The 17,916-nt window shown below is 67.3% G+C and carries 15 protein-coding genes; 8 read left to right on the top strand and 7 right to left on the bottom strand.

Annotated elements, in window-relative coordinates; all coding sequences use genetic code 11:
- Positions 1–213 precede the first annotated feature (213 nt).
- A complete protein-coding gene (locus ACFYZ8_RS43090) occupies positions 214–1,656 on the top strand; it encodes a CCA tRNA nucleotidyltransferase (protein ID WP_388540560.1) in 1,443 nt (480 codons plus the stop codon).
- A gap of 82 nt (positions 1,657–1,738) precedes the next feature.
- On the opposite strand, the gene ACFYZ8_RS43095 is transcribed toward ACFYZ8_RS43090, so the two are convergent.
- The 3 genes from ACFYZ8_RS43095 to ACFYZ8_RS43105 all read right to left on the bottom strand — a co-directional run bounded on the left by ACFYZ8_RS43095 (position 1,739) and on the right by ACFYZ8_RS43105 (position 4,921).
- Positions 1,739–3,025, bottom strand: coding sequence for an MFS transporter (locus ACFYZ8_RS43095; protein ID WP_359033822.1), 1,287 nt, complete (start codon positions 3,023–3,025; stop codon positions 1,739–1,741).
- Between the two features lie 88 nt (positions 3,026–3,113).
- A complete protein-coding gene (locus ACFYZ8_RS43100) occupies positions 3,114–4,196 on the bottom strand; it encodes an inositol-3-phosphate synthase (RefSeq protein ID WP_359033824.1) in 1,083 nt (360 codons plus the stop codon).
- A gap of 44 nt (positions 4,197–4,240) precedes the next feature.
- Positions 4,241–4,921: a PadR family transcriptional regulator gene (locus ACFYZ8_RS43105; protein WP_359033826.1), complete on the bottom strand. Its 681-nt coding sequence runs from the start codon at positions 4,919–4,921 to the stop codon at positions 4,241–4,243.
- A gap of 351 nt (positions 4,922–5,272) precedes the next feature.
- On the opposite strand from ACFYZ8_RS43105, the gene ACFYZ8_RS43110 reads away from it, so the two are divergent.
- On the top strand, positions 5,273–7,963 hold the full coding sequence (locus ACFYZ8_RS43110; protein ID WP_359033828.1) for a transglycosylase domain-containing protein: 2,691 nt from the start codon (positions 5,273–5,275) through the stop codon (positions 7,961–7,963).
- Between the two features lie 108 nt (positions 7,964–8,071).
- Positions 8,072–9,574 (top strand): glycosyltransferase family 87 protein, encoded by a 1,503-nt coding sequence (locus ACFYZ8_RS43115; RefSeq protein ID WP_388540562.1) that lies wholly within the window; start codon positions 8,072–8,074, stop codon positions 9,572–9,574.
- 105 nt (positions 9,575–9,679) lie between these two features.
- On the opposite strand, the gene ACFYZ8_RS43120 is transcribed toward ACFYZ8_RS43115, so the two are convergent.
- The 3 genes from ACFYZ8_RS43120 to ACFYZ8_RS43130 form a co-directional block, all read right to left on the bottom strand.
- Positions 9,680–10,711 carry an alanine racemase gene (locus ACFYZ8_RS43120; RefSeq protein WP_037707235.1) on the bottom strand — a complete coding sequence of 344 codons (1,032 nt, stop codon included), beginning with the start codon at positions 10,709–10,711 and terminating at the stop codon, positions 9,680–9,682.
- A 74-nt stretch (positions 10,712–10,785) separates the two neighbouring features.
- Positions 10,786–11,907 carry a peptidoglycan bridge formation glycyltransferase FemX gene (femX, locus tag ACFYZ8_RS43125; protein ID WP_359033832.1) on the bottom strand — a complete coding sequence of 374 codons (1,122 nt, stop codon included), beginning with the start codon at positions 11,905–11,907 and terminating at the stop codon, positions 10,786–10,788.
- Between the two features lie 179 nt (positions 11,908–12,086).
- Positions 12,087–12,401 (bottom strand): hypothetical protein, encoded by a 315-nt coding sequence (locus ACFYZ8_RS43130; protein WP_388540565.1) that lies wholly within the window; start codon positions 12,399–12,401, stop codon positions 12,087–12,089.
- A 263-nt stretch (positions 12,402–12,664) separates the two neighbouring features.
- Here ACFYZ8_RS43130 and rpsF point away from each other — a divergent pair, with 263 nt between their 5' ends.
- From rpsF to rplI, 4 genes are all read left to right on the top strand, one after another.
- On the top strand, positions 12,665–12,955 hold the full coding sequence (rpsF, locus tag ACFYZ8_RS43135; RefSeq protein ID WP_007383258.1) for a 30S ribosomal protein S6: 291 nt from the start codon (positions 12,665–12,667) through the stop codon (positions 12,953–12,955).
- Between the two features lie 78 nt (positions 12,956–13,033).
- Positions 13,034–13,636, top strand: coding sequence for a single-stranded DNA-binding protein (locus tag ACFYZ8_RS43140; RefSeq protein ID WP_359033836.1), 603 nt, complete (start codon positions 13,034–13,036; stop codon positions 13,634–13,636).
- A 57-nt stretch (positions 13,637–13,693) separates the two neighbouring features.
- On the top strand, positions 13,694–13,930 hold the full coding sequence (gene rpsR, locus ACFYZ8_RS43145) for a 30S ribosomal protein S18 (protein ID WP_003949403.1): 237 nt from the start codon (positions 13,694–13,696) through the stop codon (positions 13,928–13,930).
- An 18-nt stretch (positions 13,931–13,948) separates the two neighbouring features.
- A complete protein-coding gene (gene rplI, locus ACFYZ8_RS43150) occupies positions 13,949–14,395 on the top strand; it encodes a 50S ribosomal protein L9 (protein ID WP_020134131.1) in 447 nt (148 codons plus the stop codon).
- A 138-nt stretch (positions 14,396–14,533) separates the two neighbouring features.
- On the opposite strand, the gene ACFYZ8_RS43155 is transcribed toward rplI, so the two are convergent.
- Positions 14,534–15,871 (bottom strand): MATE family efflux transporter, encoded by a 1,338-nt coding sequence (locus tag ACFYZ8_RS43155; RefSeq protein WP_388540569.1) that lies wholly within the window; start codon positions 15,869–15,871, stop codon positions 14,534–14,536.
- A gap of 459 nt (positions 15,872–16,330) precedes the next feature.
- Here ACFYZ8_RS43155 and dnaB point away from each other — a divergent pair, with 459 nt between their 5' ends.
- Entirely contained in the window at positions 16,331–17,809 is a 1,479-nt protein-coding gene (gene dnaB, locus ACFYZ8_RS43160) for a replicative DNA helicase (protein ID WP_359033841.1), read from the top strand.
- The last annotated feature ends 107 nt before the right edge of the window (positions 17,810–17,916 follow it).

Genomic DNA, 17,916 nt, shown 5'->3' on the forward strand with positions numbered 1-17,916 from the left:
CGTCCACGCATGGTAACGATGCGCGCTGAGGGGAAGTGCCGCGGACTGCTCCACAAGATCGGGGGGCGCTGCCGCACTGTCCCGAATGTGCACGTATAAAGGGGAGCATGCCCGTGAGTCTCCGGAGCAGACCTTGTGCAGGTCCGGGTGGCGAGTCTGTGCACGTTCAATGGAGGCGCCCGGGCCTGCCCGGGCCACGTACCCTCTTCTGTTGTGCCGAACGCCAACGAAGACAGCCTCAGTGCCCCGAGTCAGGTGCAGGACCACGCGGTGAACGAACTGATCGAGGTCGCACCTGTCGCCGACGACCTCGCCCGCCGCTTCCAGGAGGCCGGGTTCTCCCTCGCCCTGGTCGGCGGCTCGGTCCGGGACGCGCTGCTCGGCCGGCTCGGCAATGACCTGGACTTCACGACCGACGCCCGTCCCCAGGACGTTCTGAAGATCGTTCGGCCGTGGGCGGACGCGGTGTGGGAGGTCGGGATCGCCTTCGGCACTGTGGGAGCGCAGAAGGACGGTTACCAGATCGAGGTGACCACCTATCGGTCCGAGGCGTACGACCGGACCTCACGCAAGCCCGAGGTGTCGTACGGCGACTCCATCGAGGAGGACCTCGTCCGGCGCGACTTCACCGTGAACGCGATGGCCGTCGCTCTCCCGGAGAGGAAGTTCATCGACCCGCACGGCGGCCTCGACGATCTCGCGGCGCGGGTGCTGCGGACGCCGGGCACTCCGGAGGCGTCCTTCTCGGACGACCCGCTGCGGATGATGCGGGCCGCGCGTTTCGCCGCTCAGCTCGACTTCGAGGTGGCACCCGAGGTGGTCACCGCGATGACGGAGATGTGCGGGCGCCTGGAGATCGTCTCGGCCGAGCGGGTCAGGGACGAGCTGAACAAGCTCATCCTGTCCGCCCATCCGCGCAAGGGCCTGACCCTGCTGGTCGACACAGGGCTCGCCGAGCATGTCCTGCCCGAGCTTCCGGCCCTGCGTCTGGAGAGCGATGAGCACCACCGGCACAAGGACGTCTACGAGCACACGCTGATCGTCCTGGAGCAGGCCATCGAGCTGGAGAAGGAGGGACCCGACCTGACCCTCCGCCTGTCCGCGCTGCTCCACGACATCGGCAAGCCGCGCACCCGGCGCTTCGAGAAGGACGGCCGGGTCTCGTTCCACCACCACGAAGTGGTCGGAGCGAAGATGACCAAGAAGCGGATGACGGCGCTCAAGTACTCCAACGAGCTGGTGAAGGACGTCTCGCGGCTCGTCGAACTCCATCTGCGCTTCCACGGATACGGCACCGGGGAGTGGACGGACTCGGCGGTCCGACGTTATGTGCGGGACGCGGGCCCCCTGCTCGACCGACTCCACAAGCTGACGCGCTCGGACTGCACGACCAGGAACAAGCGCAAGGCGGCCGCGCTGTCGCGTGCCTACGACGGTCTGGAGGAGCGGATCTCCCAGCTGCAGGAGCAGGAGCAGCTGGACTCGATCAGGCCCGACCTCGACGGCAACCAGATCATGGAGATCCTCGGCGTGGCACCCGGTCCTGCGGTGGGTCGCGCCTACAAGCACATGCTGGAGCTCCGGCTGGAGAACGGGCCGATGGAGCGTGACGAAGCGGTGGCCGCGCTCAAGGAGTGGTGGGCCGCGCAGGGGTGAGGCTGTGAAACGGGGTCATGTTTCACGTGAAACATGACCCCGAGCGCACCGAGGGGCGATGTTTCACGTGAAACATCGCCCCTCATCGTGTCGTCGCCATCCGTCGTTCCTTCGTCATCGCCTTCGTCATCGTCACGGCGATCGCTGCGTAGAGGACGGCGACTGTGACCACCAGGGTCACTGAGCGGCCGTCCGGCGGCAGGATCAGTGCGGCTACGGCCGCGGCGCTCACGAAAGCGACGTTGAACAGGACGTCGTAGACGGAGAAGATCCGGCCCCGGAATCCGTCGTTTACGGAGGACTGCACGATCGTGTCCGTGGCGATCTTCGCGCCCTGGGTGATGAGGCCCAGCACGAACGCCGCGATGAGCATGGGGGCGGTGGCGAAGGGGAGTCCGAGGGCGGGCTCCAGTACCGCGGCGGCTGCCGCGCACACGGCGATCCAGCGTTCCGGTCCGAGTTTCCCCGCGGTCCAAGGGGTGATGACCGCGGCGACGAAGAAGCCGGCGCCGGAGATTCCCAAGGCCAGCCCCAGCAGGGCGAGTCCGTCGTCCGGATCGGATGTCAGGGCGTACCGGCAGAGCATGAGCACCATGACGAGCAGAGCGCCGTAACAGAACCGCATGAGGGACATGGCGCCGAGCGCCCGGGCCGCCGACCGGCGTGAGGGCGCGGCCAGATGCCGGACCCCGGCGGCCAGGCCGCGGGCCGTTCCGGTGAGGGCGGCGCCGAGGCGGGGCCGGGTCAGCTCGCGGTCCGGGCCCAGCAGTTCCGGTGGCATACGCAGTGCCGCGAGCGCACCGCACAGGTACAGCCCCGCTCCCAGCAGCACCACGGCCGCGTCGGAGTCGGCGACCAGCAGCCGTACGACGAAGGCCAGGCCGCCGCCCGCGGTCGCGGCGAGCGTTCCGGCTGTCGGAGAGAGGGAGTTGGCGATCACCAGCCGCTCCTCGTCCACGACACGGGGCAGTGCGGCGGACAGGCCGGACAGGACGAAGCGGTTGACGGCGGTGACACACAGGGCGGAGACGTAGAAGAGCCAGTCCGGGACGTGGCTGAGCATCAGGACGGCCGTCGCCGAGGCCAGCAGGGCGCGCACGAGGTTGCCGTAGAGGAAGACCTGGCGGCGGCGCCAGCGGTCCAGGAGAACGCCGGCGAAGGGCCCCACCAAGGAGTAAGGGAGCAGCAGCACCGCCATCGCGGAGGCGATCGCCGTGGCCGAGGTCTGCTTCTCCGGGGAGAAGACGACGTACGCGGCGAGGGCGATCTGGTAGACGCCGTCCGCGCCCTGGGAGAGCAGACGCACGGTGAGCAGGCGTCGGAAGTCCCGGAAGCGGATAAGGACACGCAGATCGCGGACGACGGGCATGGGGCACAGCCTCACATACGGCGAGGGTCCCCGGGTGGTACAACCCGGGGACCCTCTATAGCCCTGGCAGGAGCGTTTTGAGTGAGCCTTAGCGCTCGACTTCACCCTTGATGAACTTCTCGACGTTCTCGCGGGCCTCGTCGTCGAAGTACTGGACCGGCGGGGACTTCATGAAGTAGCTGGAGGCCGACAGGATCGGGCCGCCGATGCCGCGGTCCTTGGCGATCTTCGCGGCGCGCACGGCGTCGATGATGACACCCGCGGAGTTCGGGGAGTCCCAGACCTCCAGCTTGTACTCCAGGCTCAGCGGCACGTCGCCGAACGCGCGGCCCTCAAGGCGGACGTAGGCCCACTTGCGGTCGTCGAGCCACTGCACGTAGTCCGACGGGCCGATGTGGACGTTCTTCGCGCCGAGATCCCGGTCGGGGATCTGAGAGGTCACGGCCTGCGTCTTGGAGATCTTCTTGGACTCGAGGCGCTCGCGTTCGAGCATGTTCTTGAAGTCCATGTTGCCGCCGACGTTCAGCTGCATCGTGCGGTCCAGGACGACACCGCGGTCCTCGAACAGCTTCGCCATGACGCGGTGCGTGATGGTGGCGCCGACCTGGGACTTGATGTCGTCACCGACGATCGGGACGCCCGCCTCGGTGAACTTGTCCGCCCACTCCTTGGTACCGGCGATGAAGACCGGGAGGGCGTTGACGAAGGCGACCTTGGCGTCGATGGCGCACTGGGCGTAGAACTTCGCCGCGTCCTCGGAGCCGACGGGCAGGTAGCAGACGAGAACGTCGACCTGCTTGTCCCTGAGGACCTGGACGACGTCGACCGGGGCCTCGGCGGACTCCTCGATGGTCTCGCGGTAGTACTTGCCGAGGCCGTCGAGGGTGTGGCCGCGCTGGACGGTCACGCCGGTGTTCGGCACGTCGCAGATCTTGATGGTGTTGTTCTCGGAGGCGCCGATGGCGTCGGCGAGGTCGAGACCGACCTTCTTCGCGTCGACGTCGAACGCCGCGACGAACTCGACGTCACGAACGTGGTAGTCGCCGAACTGGACATGCATCAGCCCGGGGACCTTCGACGCCGGGTCGGCGTCCTTGTAGTACTCGACTCCCTGAACCAGCGACGCGGCGCAGTTGCCCACGCCGACGACGGCTACGCGAACCGAACCCATTCCGGTTGCTCCCTGTGTGTACGAGTGAGGCCCTGGCAGGGACCTCACGTGGCGGTGTCGCCGGGCGTATCCGGCCCGGGGGTGTCCCCGGACCGGGGCAGGACGCCCGGCGCTCCCTCTGTGGTGTCGCGAGCGGTTTCTCCGTGGACGGGGCCCTTCAGGTCCCGTCCGGCCCGCTCGCTCTCGATGAGCTCGTTCAGCCAGCGCACTTCGCGCTCCACGGACTCCATCCCGTGGCGCTGGAGCTCAAGCGTGTAGTCGTCGAGGCGCTCCCGGGTGCGTGCCAGCGAGGCACTCATCTTCTCCAGGCGCTCCTCCAGCCGGCTGCGGCGGCCTTCGAGGACTCGCATGCGCACGTCGCGCGAGGTCTGCCCGAAGAAGGCGAAACGAGCGGCGAAGGTTTCGTCCTCGTACGCGTCGGGGCCCGTCTGCGAGAGCAGTTCCTCGAAGTGCTCCTTACCTTCCGCCGTCAACCGGTAGACGATCTTGGCGCGACGCCCTGCGAGTGGTGCGGCGAGGGCGTCCTCGGTGGTGTTTCCCGGTTCCTCGATCAACCAGCCGTTGGCGACCAGCGTCTTGAGGCAGGGGTAGAGCGTGCCGTAGCTGAACGCCCGGAACACGCCGAGCGACGTGTTGAGACGTTTGCGCAGCTCATAGCCGTGCATCGGGGACTCGCGGAGCAGGCCGAGCACGGCGAATTCGAGGATCCCGGAACGCCGGCTCATCGTCGCCTCCTCGTCACTGTCTCGCCCCGATGTATCGACTCGATACATCAAGACGATAGAACGCCCTTCCGGAAGCGACAAGTGGGGGGACGGTGAACGGGATCACAACAAGGATTCATGCGAACCAAGTTGCCCGGTTTGGGGTGAACTTCGGGGCTCGGCGAGTTTTGACGATGCGTAGTCTGTGCGACATGCACACCACCGGGAATCGAGTGACGCCTGGGGGGCGTCGCTGTCCCGGTGCGGTACGGATGAATGCGGGACCGACCACATCCGTACTTCGGGGGGACCGGAAACCAGCCGCCGTTTCCAGGCGCGCACGGGTGCGCCTGCCCGAGGAGTAGTCGTTCGATGAGCGAGCACCGTCGCAAACCGCCGCAGCCGCAGGGAGGCGGACGTGCCGCGGCCCGACGCGGCCAGTCCGGCTCGTCCTCCGGCCGCCGCGCGGCTCCGCGAGGCGCCACCGGGTCTCTTGCCGACTCCTATGGGACGAGCTCCCAGGAGTCGGCTTCGTACGGCCTGGAAGGCGAGGAACGTACGTACAGCGGCCGAGCCGAGGCCCGCCGTGCGGCCCAGAGAGGCACGGGCGGTGGTCGCCGCAGAGGGGCGGAGCCGGCACGAGGGGGCCGTCGCGGGGCGCCTGCGGGCCGCGGCCGCGCGTCCGACCCGGGCAAGAAGCGCCTCATCGACTATCCGCGCGCCGGCAAGTACGGCGTGGCGCGCTGGGTGCCCTCCTGGAAGCTGGTGACGGGCCTGTTCATCGGCTTCATCGGAAGCCTGGTGGCGGTCGCCGGCGTGGGTTACGCCCTCGTGAGCATTCCGAACGTCGCCGAGACCGCGACCGCGCAGAACAACGTGTACTACTGGTCCGACGACACCGAGATGGTCTCCACCGGTGGTGAGACCAACCGTCAGATCGTCAGCCTCGCGCAGATCCCCAAGGCGATGCAGTACGCGGTGGTCTCCCAGGAGAACAAGACCTTCTACACCGACAGCGGCATCGACCCCAAGGGCATCGCCCGCGCCGTGTTCAACATGGCCAGGGGAGGCAACACCCAGGGTGGCTCCACCATCACCCAGCAGTACGTCAAGAACGCGCGCCTGAACGACCAGTCACAGACCATCACGCGCAAGTTCAAGGAGATCTTCATCTCCATCAAGGTGGGCGCCACGGTCAACAAGGACACGATCATGGAGGGGTATCTCAACTCCGCGTACTACGGGCGCAACGCGTACGGCATTCAGGCGGCCGCGCGCGCTTACTTCAACAAGCAGGCCAAGGATCTGGATCCGGGCGAGTGCGCCTTCCTGGCCGCCATGCTGAAGGGCGCCACGTACTACGACCCGGCGGGCGCGATCTCCATCGACCCGACGGGTGCCACGCCCGACGCCAACAAGAAGCGGGCCCTGCGGCAGATGCAGGACACCCTCGACAAGATGGTCGAGTACGGCCACCTCAGCGCGGCCGAGCGGGCCAGGTACACCACGCTCCCCGCCGTGAAGAACCCCCGGTCAAACACCCAGCTCAAGGGGCAGATCGGCTATCTGGTCGACCTCGCCAAGGCCTACCTGATCAACAACAACATCATCAGCGCCGACAAGCTCCAGCAGGGCGGCTACTCGATCTACACAACCTTCGACAAGAAGAAGGTCAACGAGCTCGAGGCGGCGGTCAAGAAGGTCCGCAAGGAGAACATCGATCCCAAGAAGCGGCCGGACAAGGACACCTACGTCCAGTTCGGCGGCGCTTCCGTGGAGCCGTCCACCGGTGCGATCCGGGCCTGCTACGGAGGCGAGGACGCGACCACCCACTTCACCAACAACTGCGACTCGACCGGTGCCCAGGTCGGTTCGACCTTCAAGGCGTTCGTCCTCGCCGCGGCGATGAAGTGGGGCGTGCGCGATCCGGACCTCGGTGAGAGCCAGGCACAGGACGAGCGCACGGTCGTCAACGCGAAGAGCCTGTTCAGCGGCAAGAACGATCTCAAGATCGAGAACTACGACGGCTCGATCTGGAAGAACGAGGAGGGCAAGGAGTGGCTCCAGGAGAACGACGGCAAGCAGTCCTACGGCTCTCCGCCCAAGTACCAGATCGACCTTCGTGAGGCGATGCGGGAGTCGGTGAACTCCGCCTTCGTGCAGCTCGGCATGGACGTCGGCCTGGACAAGGTGAAGGAGGCGGCCATGGACGCGGGTCTCAAGGAGAACAGCCTGGCCGGCACCAACTATCCGTCCTTCTCCATCGGTATCTCCGACCCCAGTGCGATCCGTATGGCGGGTGCGTACGCCACCTTCGCGGCCAGCGGCAAGCAGAACGAGCCGTACTCGGTCGAGAAAGTCACGAGCATCGACGGTGACGTCTTCAACCACAAGGCGAAGCCCAAGGAGGCCTTCGAGAAGAAGGTCGCCGACAACGTCACCGACGTGCTCAAGACCGTGGTCGACAAGGGCACGGGTACCAACGCCCAGCTGGCCGGCCGTGAGGTGGCCGGCAAGACCGGTACCACGGACGGCAACAAGTCCGCCTGGTTCGTGGGGTACACCCCGCAGCTGTCCACGTCGATCACGATGTTCCGGCTGGACGACGACGAGAGCAAGAAGAACCGCACGTTCCTGGAGATGTACGGAACGGGTGGCCAGGAGAAGATCCACGGTGCCTCGTTCCCGTCCGAGATCTGGCACGACTACATGGAGCAGGCGCTGAAGGGCCAGAAGGCGATCGACTTCCCGACGCCGGAGCCCATCGGTAAGATCGTCAACGAGGAGCCGAGCCCGACTCCCACGCCGACGCCCACGGAGACCGAGTCGGCCACCCCGACTCCGACCCCGACGCCCAGCCAGTCGCTCATCACCCCGACGCCCACGGCGACCGAGACCTGCCGGTTCGACTGGCAGTGCAGCGACACGGGCGGTACGGACAACGGCGGCACCGACGGAGGGGTGAGCTCGACGCCCACGGCCACATCGACGGACCTGAACGGCGGCAACACCAACGGCAACGGCAACGGCAATGGCGGCCTCTTCGGCGGCCCGGGCGGATAGGCGCCACATGCCCCGTTGAGGGTGTTTCACGTGAAACATGGGCCGTCGCACCCACCAGGTGCGGCGGCCCTCGGCGTACTCCTGGACTCGTACGGCAGGATGGGCCGCATGCCCAGTGCTGAATCGACGCCAGCGAGCGTGCACGACTCGGACCCAGTGCGTCCGACCAAGGACGACGAGGTCTCCCGGAGCGGCAGCGAGTTCATCGGTGGCCCTCTAGGGCGGCGCGCCCTGCTGGGGACCTCCTGGTGGACGCCCGTCCGGGTCATCGCGCTCGTGGCCATCGGCGTGTTCGCGCTCGGCCTGGTCCAGAAGGCGCCCTGCTACAACGGCGGCTGGTTCTTCGGTGCCAGCACCCAGTACACGCACGCGTGCTATTCGGACATCCCGCACCTGTATCAGGGCCGCGGCTTCGCCGACGGACTCGTCCCGTACTTCGACAAGCTCCCCGGCGACATGCAGTACCTCGAATACCCGGTGCTGACCGGTGTCTTCATGGAGGTCGCCGCCTGGCTCACCCCCGGGAGCGGCAGCATCCAGGACCAGGAACAGTGGTACTGGATGGTCAACGCCGGGATGCTGATGGTCTGCGCGGCCGTCATCGTCGTCTGCGTGAGCCGTACGCACGCCCGTCGGCCCTGGGACGGCCTGCTGGTCGCCCTGGCTCCCGCCTTCGCGTTGACCGCCACCATCAACTGGGACCTGCTGGCGGTCGCTCTGACGGCCTCCGCGATGCTGATGTGGGCGCGGGGCCGCTCGCTCGCCTTCGGTGTCCTCCTGGGGCTCGCCACGGCCGCCAAGCTCTACCCGGTCTTCCTGCTCGGGCCGCTGTTCGTGCTGTGCTGGCGGGCGGGCAAGTGGCGGGACTTCGGCAAGGCCCTGGCCGGCACGGTCGTCTCCTGGCTCGTGGTGAACCTGCCCGTGATGTACTTCGCCTCCGACGGCTGGTCGAAGTTCTACACGTTCAGCAAGGAGCGGGGCGTGGACTTCGGCTCCTTCTGGCTGATCATGGCCCAGAAGTCCTCCGACCCGCTGAGCACCGAGACCGTCAACATCTTCGCCACGCTGCTGGTGCTGCTGTGCTGCGCGGGCATCGCGGTACTGGCCCTGACCGCTCCGCGCCGACCGCGGTTCGCCCAGCTCGCCTTCCTGATCGTCGCCGCGTTCATCCTGACCAACAAGGTCTACTCACCGCAGTACGTCCTGTGGTTGGTGCCGCTGGCCGTACTGGCCCGGCCGAAGTGGCGGGACTTCCTCATCTGGCAGGCGTGCGAGGTGACGTACTTCCTCGGGATCTGGCTGTACCTCGCGTACACGACCAGCGGCGACGCTCACAAGGGTCTGCCGGCCGACGGCTACTACTGGGCCATCGGAGTGCATCTGCTGGGCACGGCCTACCTGTGCGCGGTGGTCGTGCGCGACATCCTCATGCCGGAACGGGACGTGGTGCGCGGGGCCGGCGACGACGATCCCTCGGGCGGTGTGCTCGACGGAGCCGAGGACGTCTTCGTACTGGGCTCCGCCGCCCATCCGCCGCGGCACGCGGCCCAGTTCGACGGACCGCAGGTGGAGTGGGGCGGCGACCGCAAGCACACCGACGGTTCGCTCTGAGCGAACAGCCCCTGTATGGCGTACGCCGGTCGGGCCGCATACGAAAAGGCCGTACACGGACATCCCCGTGTACGGCCTTTTCGTATGCGGTGCTGAAGGTGCTGCTCAGCGGTCGACGATCCGGTCGAACTGTGTGGTGGTGTGCCGCAGATGGGCCACCAGCTCCTCGCCGACCTTCGGCTCCGGGGCGTCCGAGGGAACGAACAGGATCGAGACCTGCATGTGCGGCGGTTCGGCGAACCAGCGCTGCTTGCCGCCCCAGACGAACGGAGAAAGGTTCCGGTTGACCGTGGCCAGGCCGGCCCGGGCTACCCCCTTGGCGCGCGGCATGACGCCGTGCAGGGCCTTCGGGGCCTCCAGACCCACACCGTGCGAGGTACCGCCCGCCACGACGACCAGGAAGCCGTCGGAGGCCGCCTTCTGCTGCCGGTAGCCGAACCGGTCCCCCTTGGAGACACGGGTGACGTCCAGGACGGCGCCGCGGTACTCGGTGGCGTCGTGGTCCCCGAGCCAGAGCCGGGTCCCGATGCGGGCCCGGAAGCGGGTCTGCGGGAACTGCTGCTGCAGCCGGGCGAGGTCCTCGGCCTTGAGGTGGCTGACGAACATGGTGTGCAGCGGCAGCCGGGCCGCGCGCAGCCGGTCCATCCAGCCGATGACCTCCTCGACGGCGTCCGAGCCGTCGGTGCGGTCGAGCGGCAGGTGGATCGCGAAGCCCTCCAGGCGGACGTTCTCTATGGCGGCGTGCAGCTGCGGCAGGTCCTGCTCGCTGATGCCGTGCCGCTTCATCGAGGACATCACCTCGATGACCACGCGGGCGCCCACCAGTCCGTAGACCCCGTCGATCGACGACACCGAGCGGATGACCCGGTCGGGCAGCGGTACGGGTTCCTCGCCCCGGCGGTACGGCGTCAGCACCAGCAGGTCACCGCCGAACCAGTCCTTGATCCGCGCGGCCTCGTAGGTCGTGCCGACGGCGAGGACGTCCGAGCCCAGCCGGGTGGCCTCCTCCGCCAGCCGCTCGTGCCCGAAGCCGTAGCCGTTGCCCTTGCAGACCGGGACGAGCCCCGGGAACTGCTCCTGCACGTGCTTGTGGTGCGCCCGCCAGCGCGCGGTGTCGACGTAGAGCGTGAGCGCCATGGCCGGACCCGGAACCTTTCTAGTGGCTGCGGTGTATCAGAGGTATGCGAGCTATTGAAGCGAACAGCGCGACGTCAGCGGCGCGACATGTAGATGTCGAGGGCCTTGTGGAGCAGCTTGTTGAGCGGGAAGTCCCACTCGCCCAGGTACTCTGCGGCCTGGCCGCCCGTGCCCACCTTGAACTGGATCAGACCGAAGAGGTGGTCCGTCTCGTCCAGCGAGTCGGAGATGCCCCGCAGGTCGTAGACGGTCGCGCCGAGCGCGTAGGCGTCCCGCAGCATCCGCCACTGCATCGCGTTCGAGGGCCGGACCTCACGGCCGATGTTGTCGGAGGCGCCGTAGGAGTACCAGACGTGGCCACCGACGATCAGCATGGTTGCCGCCGACAGGTTCACGCCCTCGTGCCGGGCGAAGTACAGCCGCATCCGGTTGGGGTCCTCGGAGTTGAGGGCCGTCCACATGCGCTGGAAGTACGACAGCGGGCGGGGCCGGAAGTGGTCACGCACCGCCGTGATCTCGTACAGCCGCTGCCATTCCTCGAGGTCCTCGTAACCGCCCTGGACGACCTCGACGCCGGCCTTCTCGGCCTTCTTGATGTTGCGGCGCCACAGCTGGTTGAAGTTCTTGTGGACCTCTTCCAGGGACCGGTTCGCGAGCGGCACCTGGTACACGTAGCGGGGCTGCACGTCACCGAAGCCGGCTCCCCCGTCCTCACCCTGCTGCCAGCCCATGCGGCGCAGCTTGTCGGCGACCTCGAAGGCGCGCGGCTCGATGAAGTCGGCCTCGATGTCGCGCAGGCGCTTCACGTCCGGGTTCTGGATGCCGGCCTTGATGGAGGTGGCCTCCCAGCGCCGGATGATCACCGGTGGCCCCATCTTCACGGAGAACGCGCCCTGGTGCTTGAGGTGCGCGAGCATCGGTTCCAGCCACTCGGTCAGATTCGGCGCGAACCAGTTGATGACCGGGCCCTCGGGCAGATAGGCGAGGTAGCGCTTGATCTTGGGCAGCTGGCGGTAGAGGACGAGACCCGCGCCGACCAGTTCGCCGGTCTTCTCGTCGAACCAGCCGAGGCTCTCCGAGCGCCACTCCGCCTTGACGTCTGCCCAGGCAGGAACCTGCATGTGGCTCGCCGAGGGCAGGCTCTGGATGTACGCCAGATGCTGCTCGCGGCTGATCGTCCTCAGGGTCAGGCTCATTCGGGGCGCTCCTCGGGCTGGTGTGTCCCCATGGGTACAAGGGCTCCGGCTCTCGCGCCGAAGCCTACTGCGCCTTGCGAGCGCCTCGACTGGGCATACGGCACCCGCGCCCCGGCTCAGGGGCCGCCGAGGCGTTCCGCGGTGCTTTGGGTGGTGTCAGGGGGACGGTGCCCGTGGCGTCAGTTGATGACCCCACCGAAGAGGCCGCCGTGCGCCATGCCGAGGAAGAAACCGACCGCTGCGGCGCCGAGACCGAGGATCAGTCCGAAGCGCTCACGGGTCGTCTCCGAGACCCACTGGCCGTACGCGCCGGTGAGGATACCCACCAGGCCGGTCCAGGAGCTGAGCAGGTGCAGGTTGTGGAACATCGCCGAGACGAAAGCCGTGACGCCCAGCACCAGGGTCACCGCGAGCAGCGTGTCCTGGAGGGGGTGGGGCTTTCCGTCCGTGGCGAAAAGGCCTCCGGCGGTGTTGGGTCGCATTGCCTGTGCCATAGGGCACCTCCTGCGGAAGACGGCGCACCGTAGCGCCATACACACCCGATGGGTACAGAGTGACCGCCCTCGGGGCCGGATTTCAACCGGAAGCCGGTGTGCGGGTAGTCTGTACCGTCTGCACGGTGTCTGCCCATGTCACGACCGGGTCTACCGCGAGGAAGCCCCGATTGTCAGTGGCGGCCGATACCGTTGCGTACGCATCACAACCCTCCTGCCACGGAACGACCGTGGCCGTTGAGTCCAAAGGAGGTGGGTTCCACATGCGTCACTACGAGGTGATGGTCATCCTCGACCCCGATCTGGAGGAGCGCGCTGTCGCCCCCCTGATCGAGAACTTCCTCTCCGTCGTCCGTGAGGGCAATGGAAAGGTCGAGAAGGTCGACACCTGGGGCCGTCGTCGGCTCTCGTACGAGATCAAGAAGAAGCCCGAGGGCATCTACTCGGTCATCGACCTGCAGGCCGAGCCTGCGGTCGTCAAGGAGCTCGACCGCCAGCTGAACCTGAACGAGTCGGTCCTCCGGACCAAGGTCCTCCGTCCCGAGACCCACTGAGCTTCCGCTCAGCTGATCCCGGGATTCGAGTAGCAGCAACCAAGCAGCCAGAGCAGCAAACCCGCCGAGAGGTTCCCCATGGCAGGCGAGACCGTCATCACGGTCGTCGGCAATCTTGTCGACGACCCCGAGCTGCGCTTCACCCCTTCCGGTGCGGCGGTCGCGAAGTTCCGTGTCGCGTCCACCCCCCGCACCTTCGACCGCCAGACGAACGAGTGGAAGGACGGCGAGAGCCTGTTCCTGACCTGCTCGGTCTGGCGTCAGGCGGCGGAGAACGTCGCCGAGTCGCTCCAGCGAGGCATGCGCGTCATCGTGCAGGGCCGGTTGAAGCAGCGGTCCTACGAGGACCGTGAGGGCGTCAAGCGCACGGTCTACGAGCTGGACGTCGAGGAAGTCGGCGCCAGCCTGCGCAGTGCCACGGCCAAGGTCACCAAGACGGCCGGCGGTGCCGGACGTGGTGGCCAGGGCGGTTTCGGCGGCGGTGGCGGTGGCGGCCAGGGTGGCGGCGGCTGGGGCGGTGGCTCCGGCGGCGGTCAGCAGGGCGGCGGCGCTCCCGCCGACGACCCCTGGGCGACCGGCGCTCCCGCCGGTGGCAACCAGGGCGGCGGTGGCGGCGGCTGGGGTGGAAACTCCGGCGGCGGCGGAGCTGGCGGCGGCTACTCGGACGAGCCCCCCTTCTAGGCCTTCGGCCGAGGGGTGGGTCGTACCCACACTTCTTGATCACACAGGAGAAACACCATGGCGAAGCCGCCTGTGCGCAAGCCTAAGAAGAAGGTCTGCGCTTTCTGCAAGGACAAGGTCACGTACGTGGACTACAAGGACACGAACATGCTGCGGAAGTTCATTTCCGACCGCGGCAAGATCCGTGCCCGCCGCGTGACCGGCAACTGCACGCAGCACCAGCGTGACGTCGCCACGGCTGTCAAGAACAGCCGTGAGATGGCGCTGCTGCCCTACACCTCCACCGCGCGATAAGGGAAGGGTGACCGACTAATGAAGATCATCCTCACCCACGAGGTCTCCGGCCTCGGTGCCGCGGGCGACGTCGTCGACGTCAAGGACGGTTACGCTCGCAACTACCTGATCCCGCGGAACTTTGCGATCCGCTGGACCAAGGGTGGCGAGAAGGACGTCGAGCAGATCCGTCGTGCTCGCAAGATCCACGAGATCCAGACCATCGAGCAGGCCAACCAGGTGAAGGCCCAGCTCGAGGGCGTCAAGGTCCGTCTGGCCGTCCGCTCCGGCGACGCCGGTCGTCTCTTCGGTTCCGTCACCCCGGCCGACATCGCTTCCGCGATCAAGGCTTCCGGTGGCCCCGAGGTCGACAAGCGCCGCATCGAGCTGGGTTCGCCGATCAAGACGCTCGGCGCCCACGAGACGTCTGTGCGTCTGCACCCCGAGGTTGCCGCCAAGGTCAACATCGAGGTCGTCGCGGCCTGATCGCTGCGTTTGGTTTGAGCAGTTCCGAAAGGGGCCGCACCTTCAGGGGTGCGGTCCCTTTTGCATGCTCGGCGCGAGCAGGGAGCTTGCGGTGTTTCACGTGAAACGTGACGGCCCACGATGTTTCACGTGAAACGGTCAGCGGGTAGCGCCGACGACGATCCAGCGGCCCGAGCGCGCTCGCAGCCAGAGCGTCAGCATCCGAAGCATCATCATCAGCGTCATCGCGGCCCACAGCGCGGTGAGACCGCCTCCCAGTGCAGGCACGAGCAGAGCTGTCGGGGCGAAGACCGCCAGGGTGACGATCATGGCCCAGGCAAGGTACGGCCCGTCGCCTGCTCCCATCAGCACGCCGTCCAAGACGAAGACGACACCGCAGATGGGCTGGGAGAGAGCCACGATCACCAGCGCGGGCAGGGCGGCGTCCTTGACCGTGGAGTCACTGGTGAACAGGGGGAGGAACAGCGGCCGGGAGAGTACGACGAGTATGCCGAGAGCGACTCCGACCGCGATACCCCACTCGACCATCCGGCGGCAGGCATGGCGGGCGCCTTCGGTGTCGTTGGCGCCCAAGTAGCGCCCGATGATGGCCTGTCCGGCGATAGCGATGGCATCCAGTGCGAACGCGAGGAGGCTCCACAGGGACAGGATGATCTGATGGGCGGCGATGTCGGAGTCACCGAGGCGGGCTGCGACGGCAGTGGCGATCATCAGGATCGCCCTCAGGGACAGCGTGCGGACCAGCAGAGGGACGCCGGCCTGGGCGGAAGCCCTGATCCCTGCGGCGTCAGGGCGCAACGTGGCTCCGTGTCTGCGGGCACCACGGACGACGACCACGAGATAGGCGGCGGCCATGCCGCACTGGGCGATGACTGTGCCCCAGGCGGAGCCGGCGATGCCGAGGTCGGCGCCGTAGACGAGCCCCACGTTGAGGGCGGCGTTGGCGACGAAACCGGCGACGGCGACGTAGAGGGGGGTCCTGGTGTCCTGCAACCCGCGGAGCACGCCGGTCGACGCGAGCACCACCAGCATGGCCGGGATACCGAGGGCCGAGATCCGCAGATAGGTGGTCGCGTACGGAGCCGCGGTGTCCGACGCACCGAAGAGCTCCACGATGGAGGGTGCGGTGGGCAGGACGACGGCGATGACGGCGGCACCGAGCAGCAGCGCCAGCCAGATGCCGTCCATGCCCTGGCGGATGGCGGCTTGGAGGTCGCCGGCTCCAACTCGCCGGGCGACGGCGGCCGTAGTGGCGTAGGCGAGGAAGACGAAGACACTGACAGCTGTCGTGAGAAGGGCCGACGCGATACCGAGACCGGCGAGTTGGGCGGTGCCCAGATGGCCCACGATCGCGCTGTCGGCCATGACGAAGAGGGGCTCCGCGACAAGTGCTCCGAAGGCTGGGACGGCGAGTGTGACGATCTCGCGGTCGTGCTGCCGCCGGATGGCTTTGGAGGTCGCGGAGGCCTGTGTCATGTGCACCAATCTAATCGTCCACAGGTAATGGATGCAACCGAGATTGGACCCTTACTCGCGTTCAGGCTGTGCGTGTCACCGCGTACAGTTCGAACTGATCTTGAGCCGACCGGGAAAGTTTTTCTTCTGCACAGCCGGTGGACGGTGAAGGTGCAGGTCAAAGCCCTTCTTTGAGGGTGGGGTGGAGCTTGTTCACAGGGCTGTCCACCGGGTCGTGCACAGGTTTTGCCGAGTTCTCCACAGCATCCGGGCCGTCGTCCACATGGCCTGTGGATAACCAGATTGGCTGACGGTGCCCGCGGGCCTACCGTGGTCCGGCGCCCACTCCGTCCGTCGGCCGGGAAACCATCACAAAACCGACGCGCCAGAACCGGAGTTGGGCGTCTCATTTGTCAGTGCCGTGCCGTAGAAATGAGAAGCACGGCGAGGTCCGCTCGGCGGACGGGAGGAGGTGGCTCGGTGAGTATTTCCGAGCCCTTGGACGACCCGTGGGCCGACAGCGGTCCCAGTGATCGTCTGCCTTCCTCGCGTCGCCGCGGCGACGGGGGCCGGGGGCGCGACGAGCAGCACGACCGCGGCAGGGACAGCGGCGAGTGGGACGGCGCAGGCACGGCCTTCGAACGGGTCCCGCCCCAGGACCTGGACGCCGAGCAGTCCGTCCTCGGCGGCATGCTCCTGTCCAAGGACGCCATCGCGGACGTCGTCGAGGTCATCAAGGGCCACGACTTCTACAAGCCCGCCCACGAGACGATCTTCCAGGCGATCCTGGACGTCTACGCCAAGGGTGAGCCGGCCGACCCCATCACGATCGCCGCCGAGCTCACCAAGCGCGGTGAGATCAACAAGGTCGGTGGCGCATCGTATCTGCACACCCTCGTCCAGACCGTTCCGACGGCGGCGAACGCCGAGTACTACGCGGAGATCGTCCATGAACGGGCGGTCCTGCGGCGCCTGGTGGAGGCGGGGACGCGGATCACCCAGATGGGATACGCGGCCGACGACGACGTCGACGAGATCGTCAACCGTGCCCAGGCCGAGATCTACGCGGTCACCGAGCAGCGCACCAGTGAGGACTATCTGCCGCTCGGCGACATCATGGAGGGGGCGCTCGACGAGATCGAGGCGATCGGCTCGCGCAGCGGCGAGATGACGGGTGTGCCGACCGGCTTCACCGACCTCGACTCGCTCACCAACGGCCTGCACCCGGGACAGATGATCGTCATCGCGGCCCGCCCCGCCATGGGAAAGTCCACCCTCGCCCTCGACTTCGCCCGCGCGGCCTCGATCAAACACAACCTGGCCAGTGTCATCTTCTCCCTCGAGATGGGGCGCAACGAGATCGCGATGCGTCTCCTGTCGGCCGAGGCGCGGGTGGCCCTGCATCACATGCGGTCCGGCACCATGACGGACGAGGACTGGACCCGCCTGGCACGCCGGATGCCCGAGGTGTCGTCCGCCCCGCTCTACATCGACGACTCCCCGAACCTGTCGATGATGGAGATCCGGGCGAAGTGCCGGCGGCTGAAGCAGCGCAACGACATCAAGCTCGTGATCATCGACTATCTGCAGCTGATGCAGGCCGGTGGCTCCAAGCGTCAGGAAAGCCGTCAGCAGGAGGTCTCGGACATGTCCCGTAACCTCAAGCTCCTGGCCAAGGAGCTCGAGGTCCCGGTGATCGCGCTCTCGCAGCTCAACCGTGGTCCCGAGCAGCGCACGGACAAGAAGCCCATGGTGTCCGACCTGCGTGAGTCCGGCTCCATCGAGCAGGACGCCGACATGGTGATCCTGCTGCACCGCGAGGACGCCTACGAGAAGGAGTCGCCGCGCGCGGGCGAGGCGGACATCATCGTGGGCAAGCACCGTAACGGCCCCACGGCGACGATCACCGTCGCCTTCCAGGGCCACTACTCGCGCTTCGTGGACATGGCCCAGACCTGACGGCGGCGGCTCGTCGCATCGCGCTGGCCACCGGGGCAGCGGGGACCGGCAAGAGCGCCCTCGAGGCTAAAGAAGTCGACGTCCGCGCACTTGGCGGGATCCACTGG

The sequence above is a fragment of the Streptomyces sp. NPDC001668 genome (assembly GCF_042893155.1).
Lineage (GTDB): Bacteria > Actinomycetota > Actinomycetes > Streptomycetales > Streptomycetaceae > Streptomyces.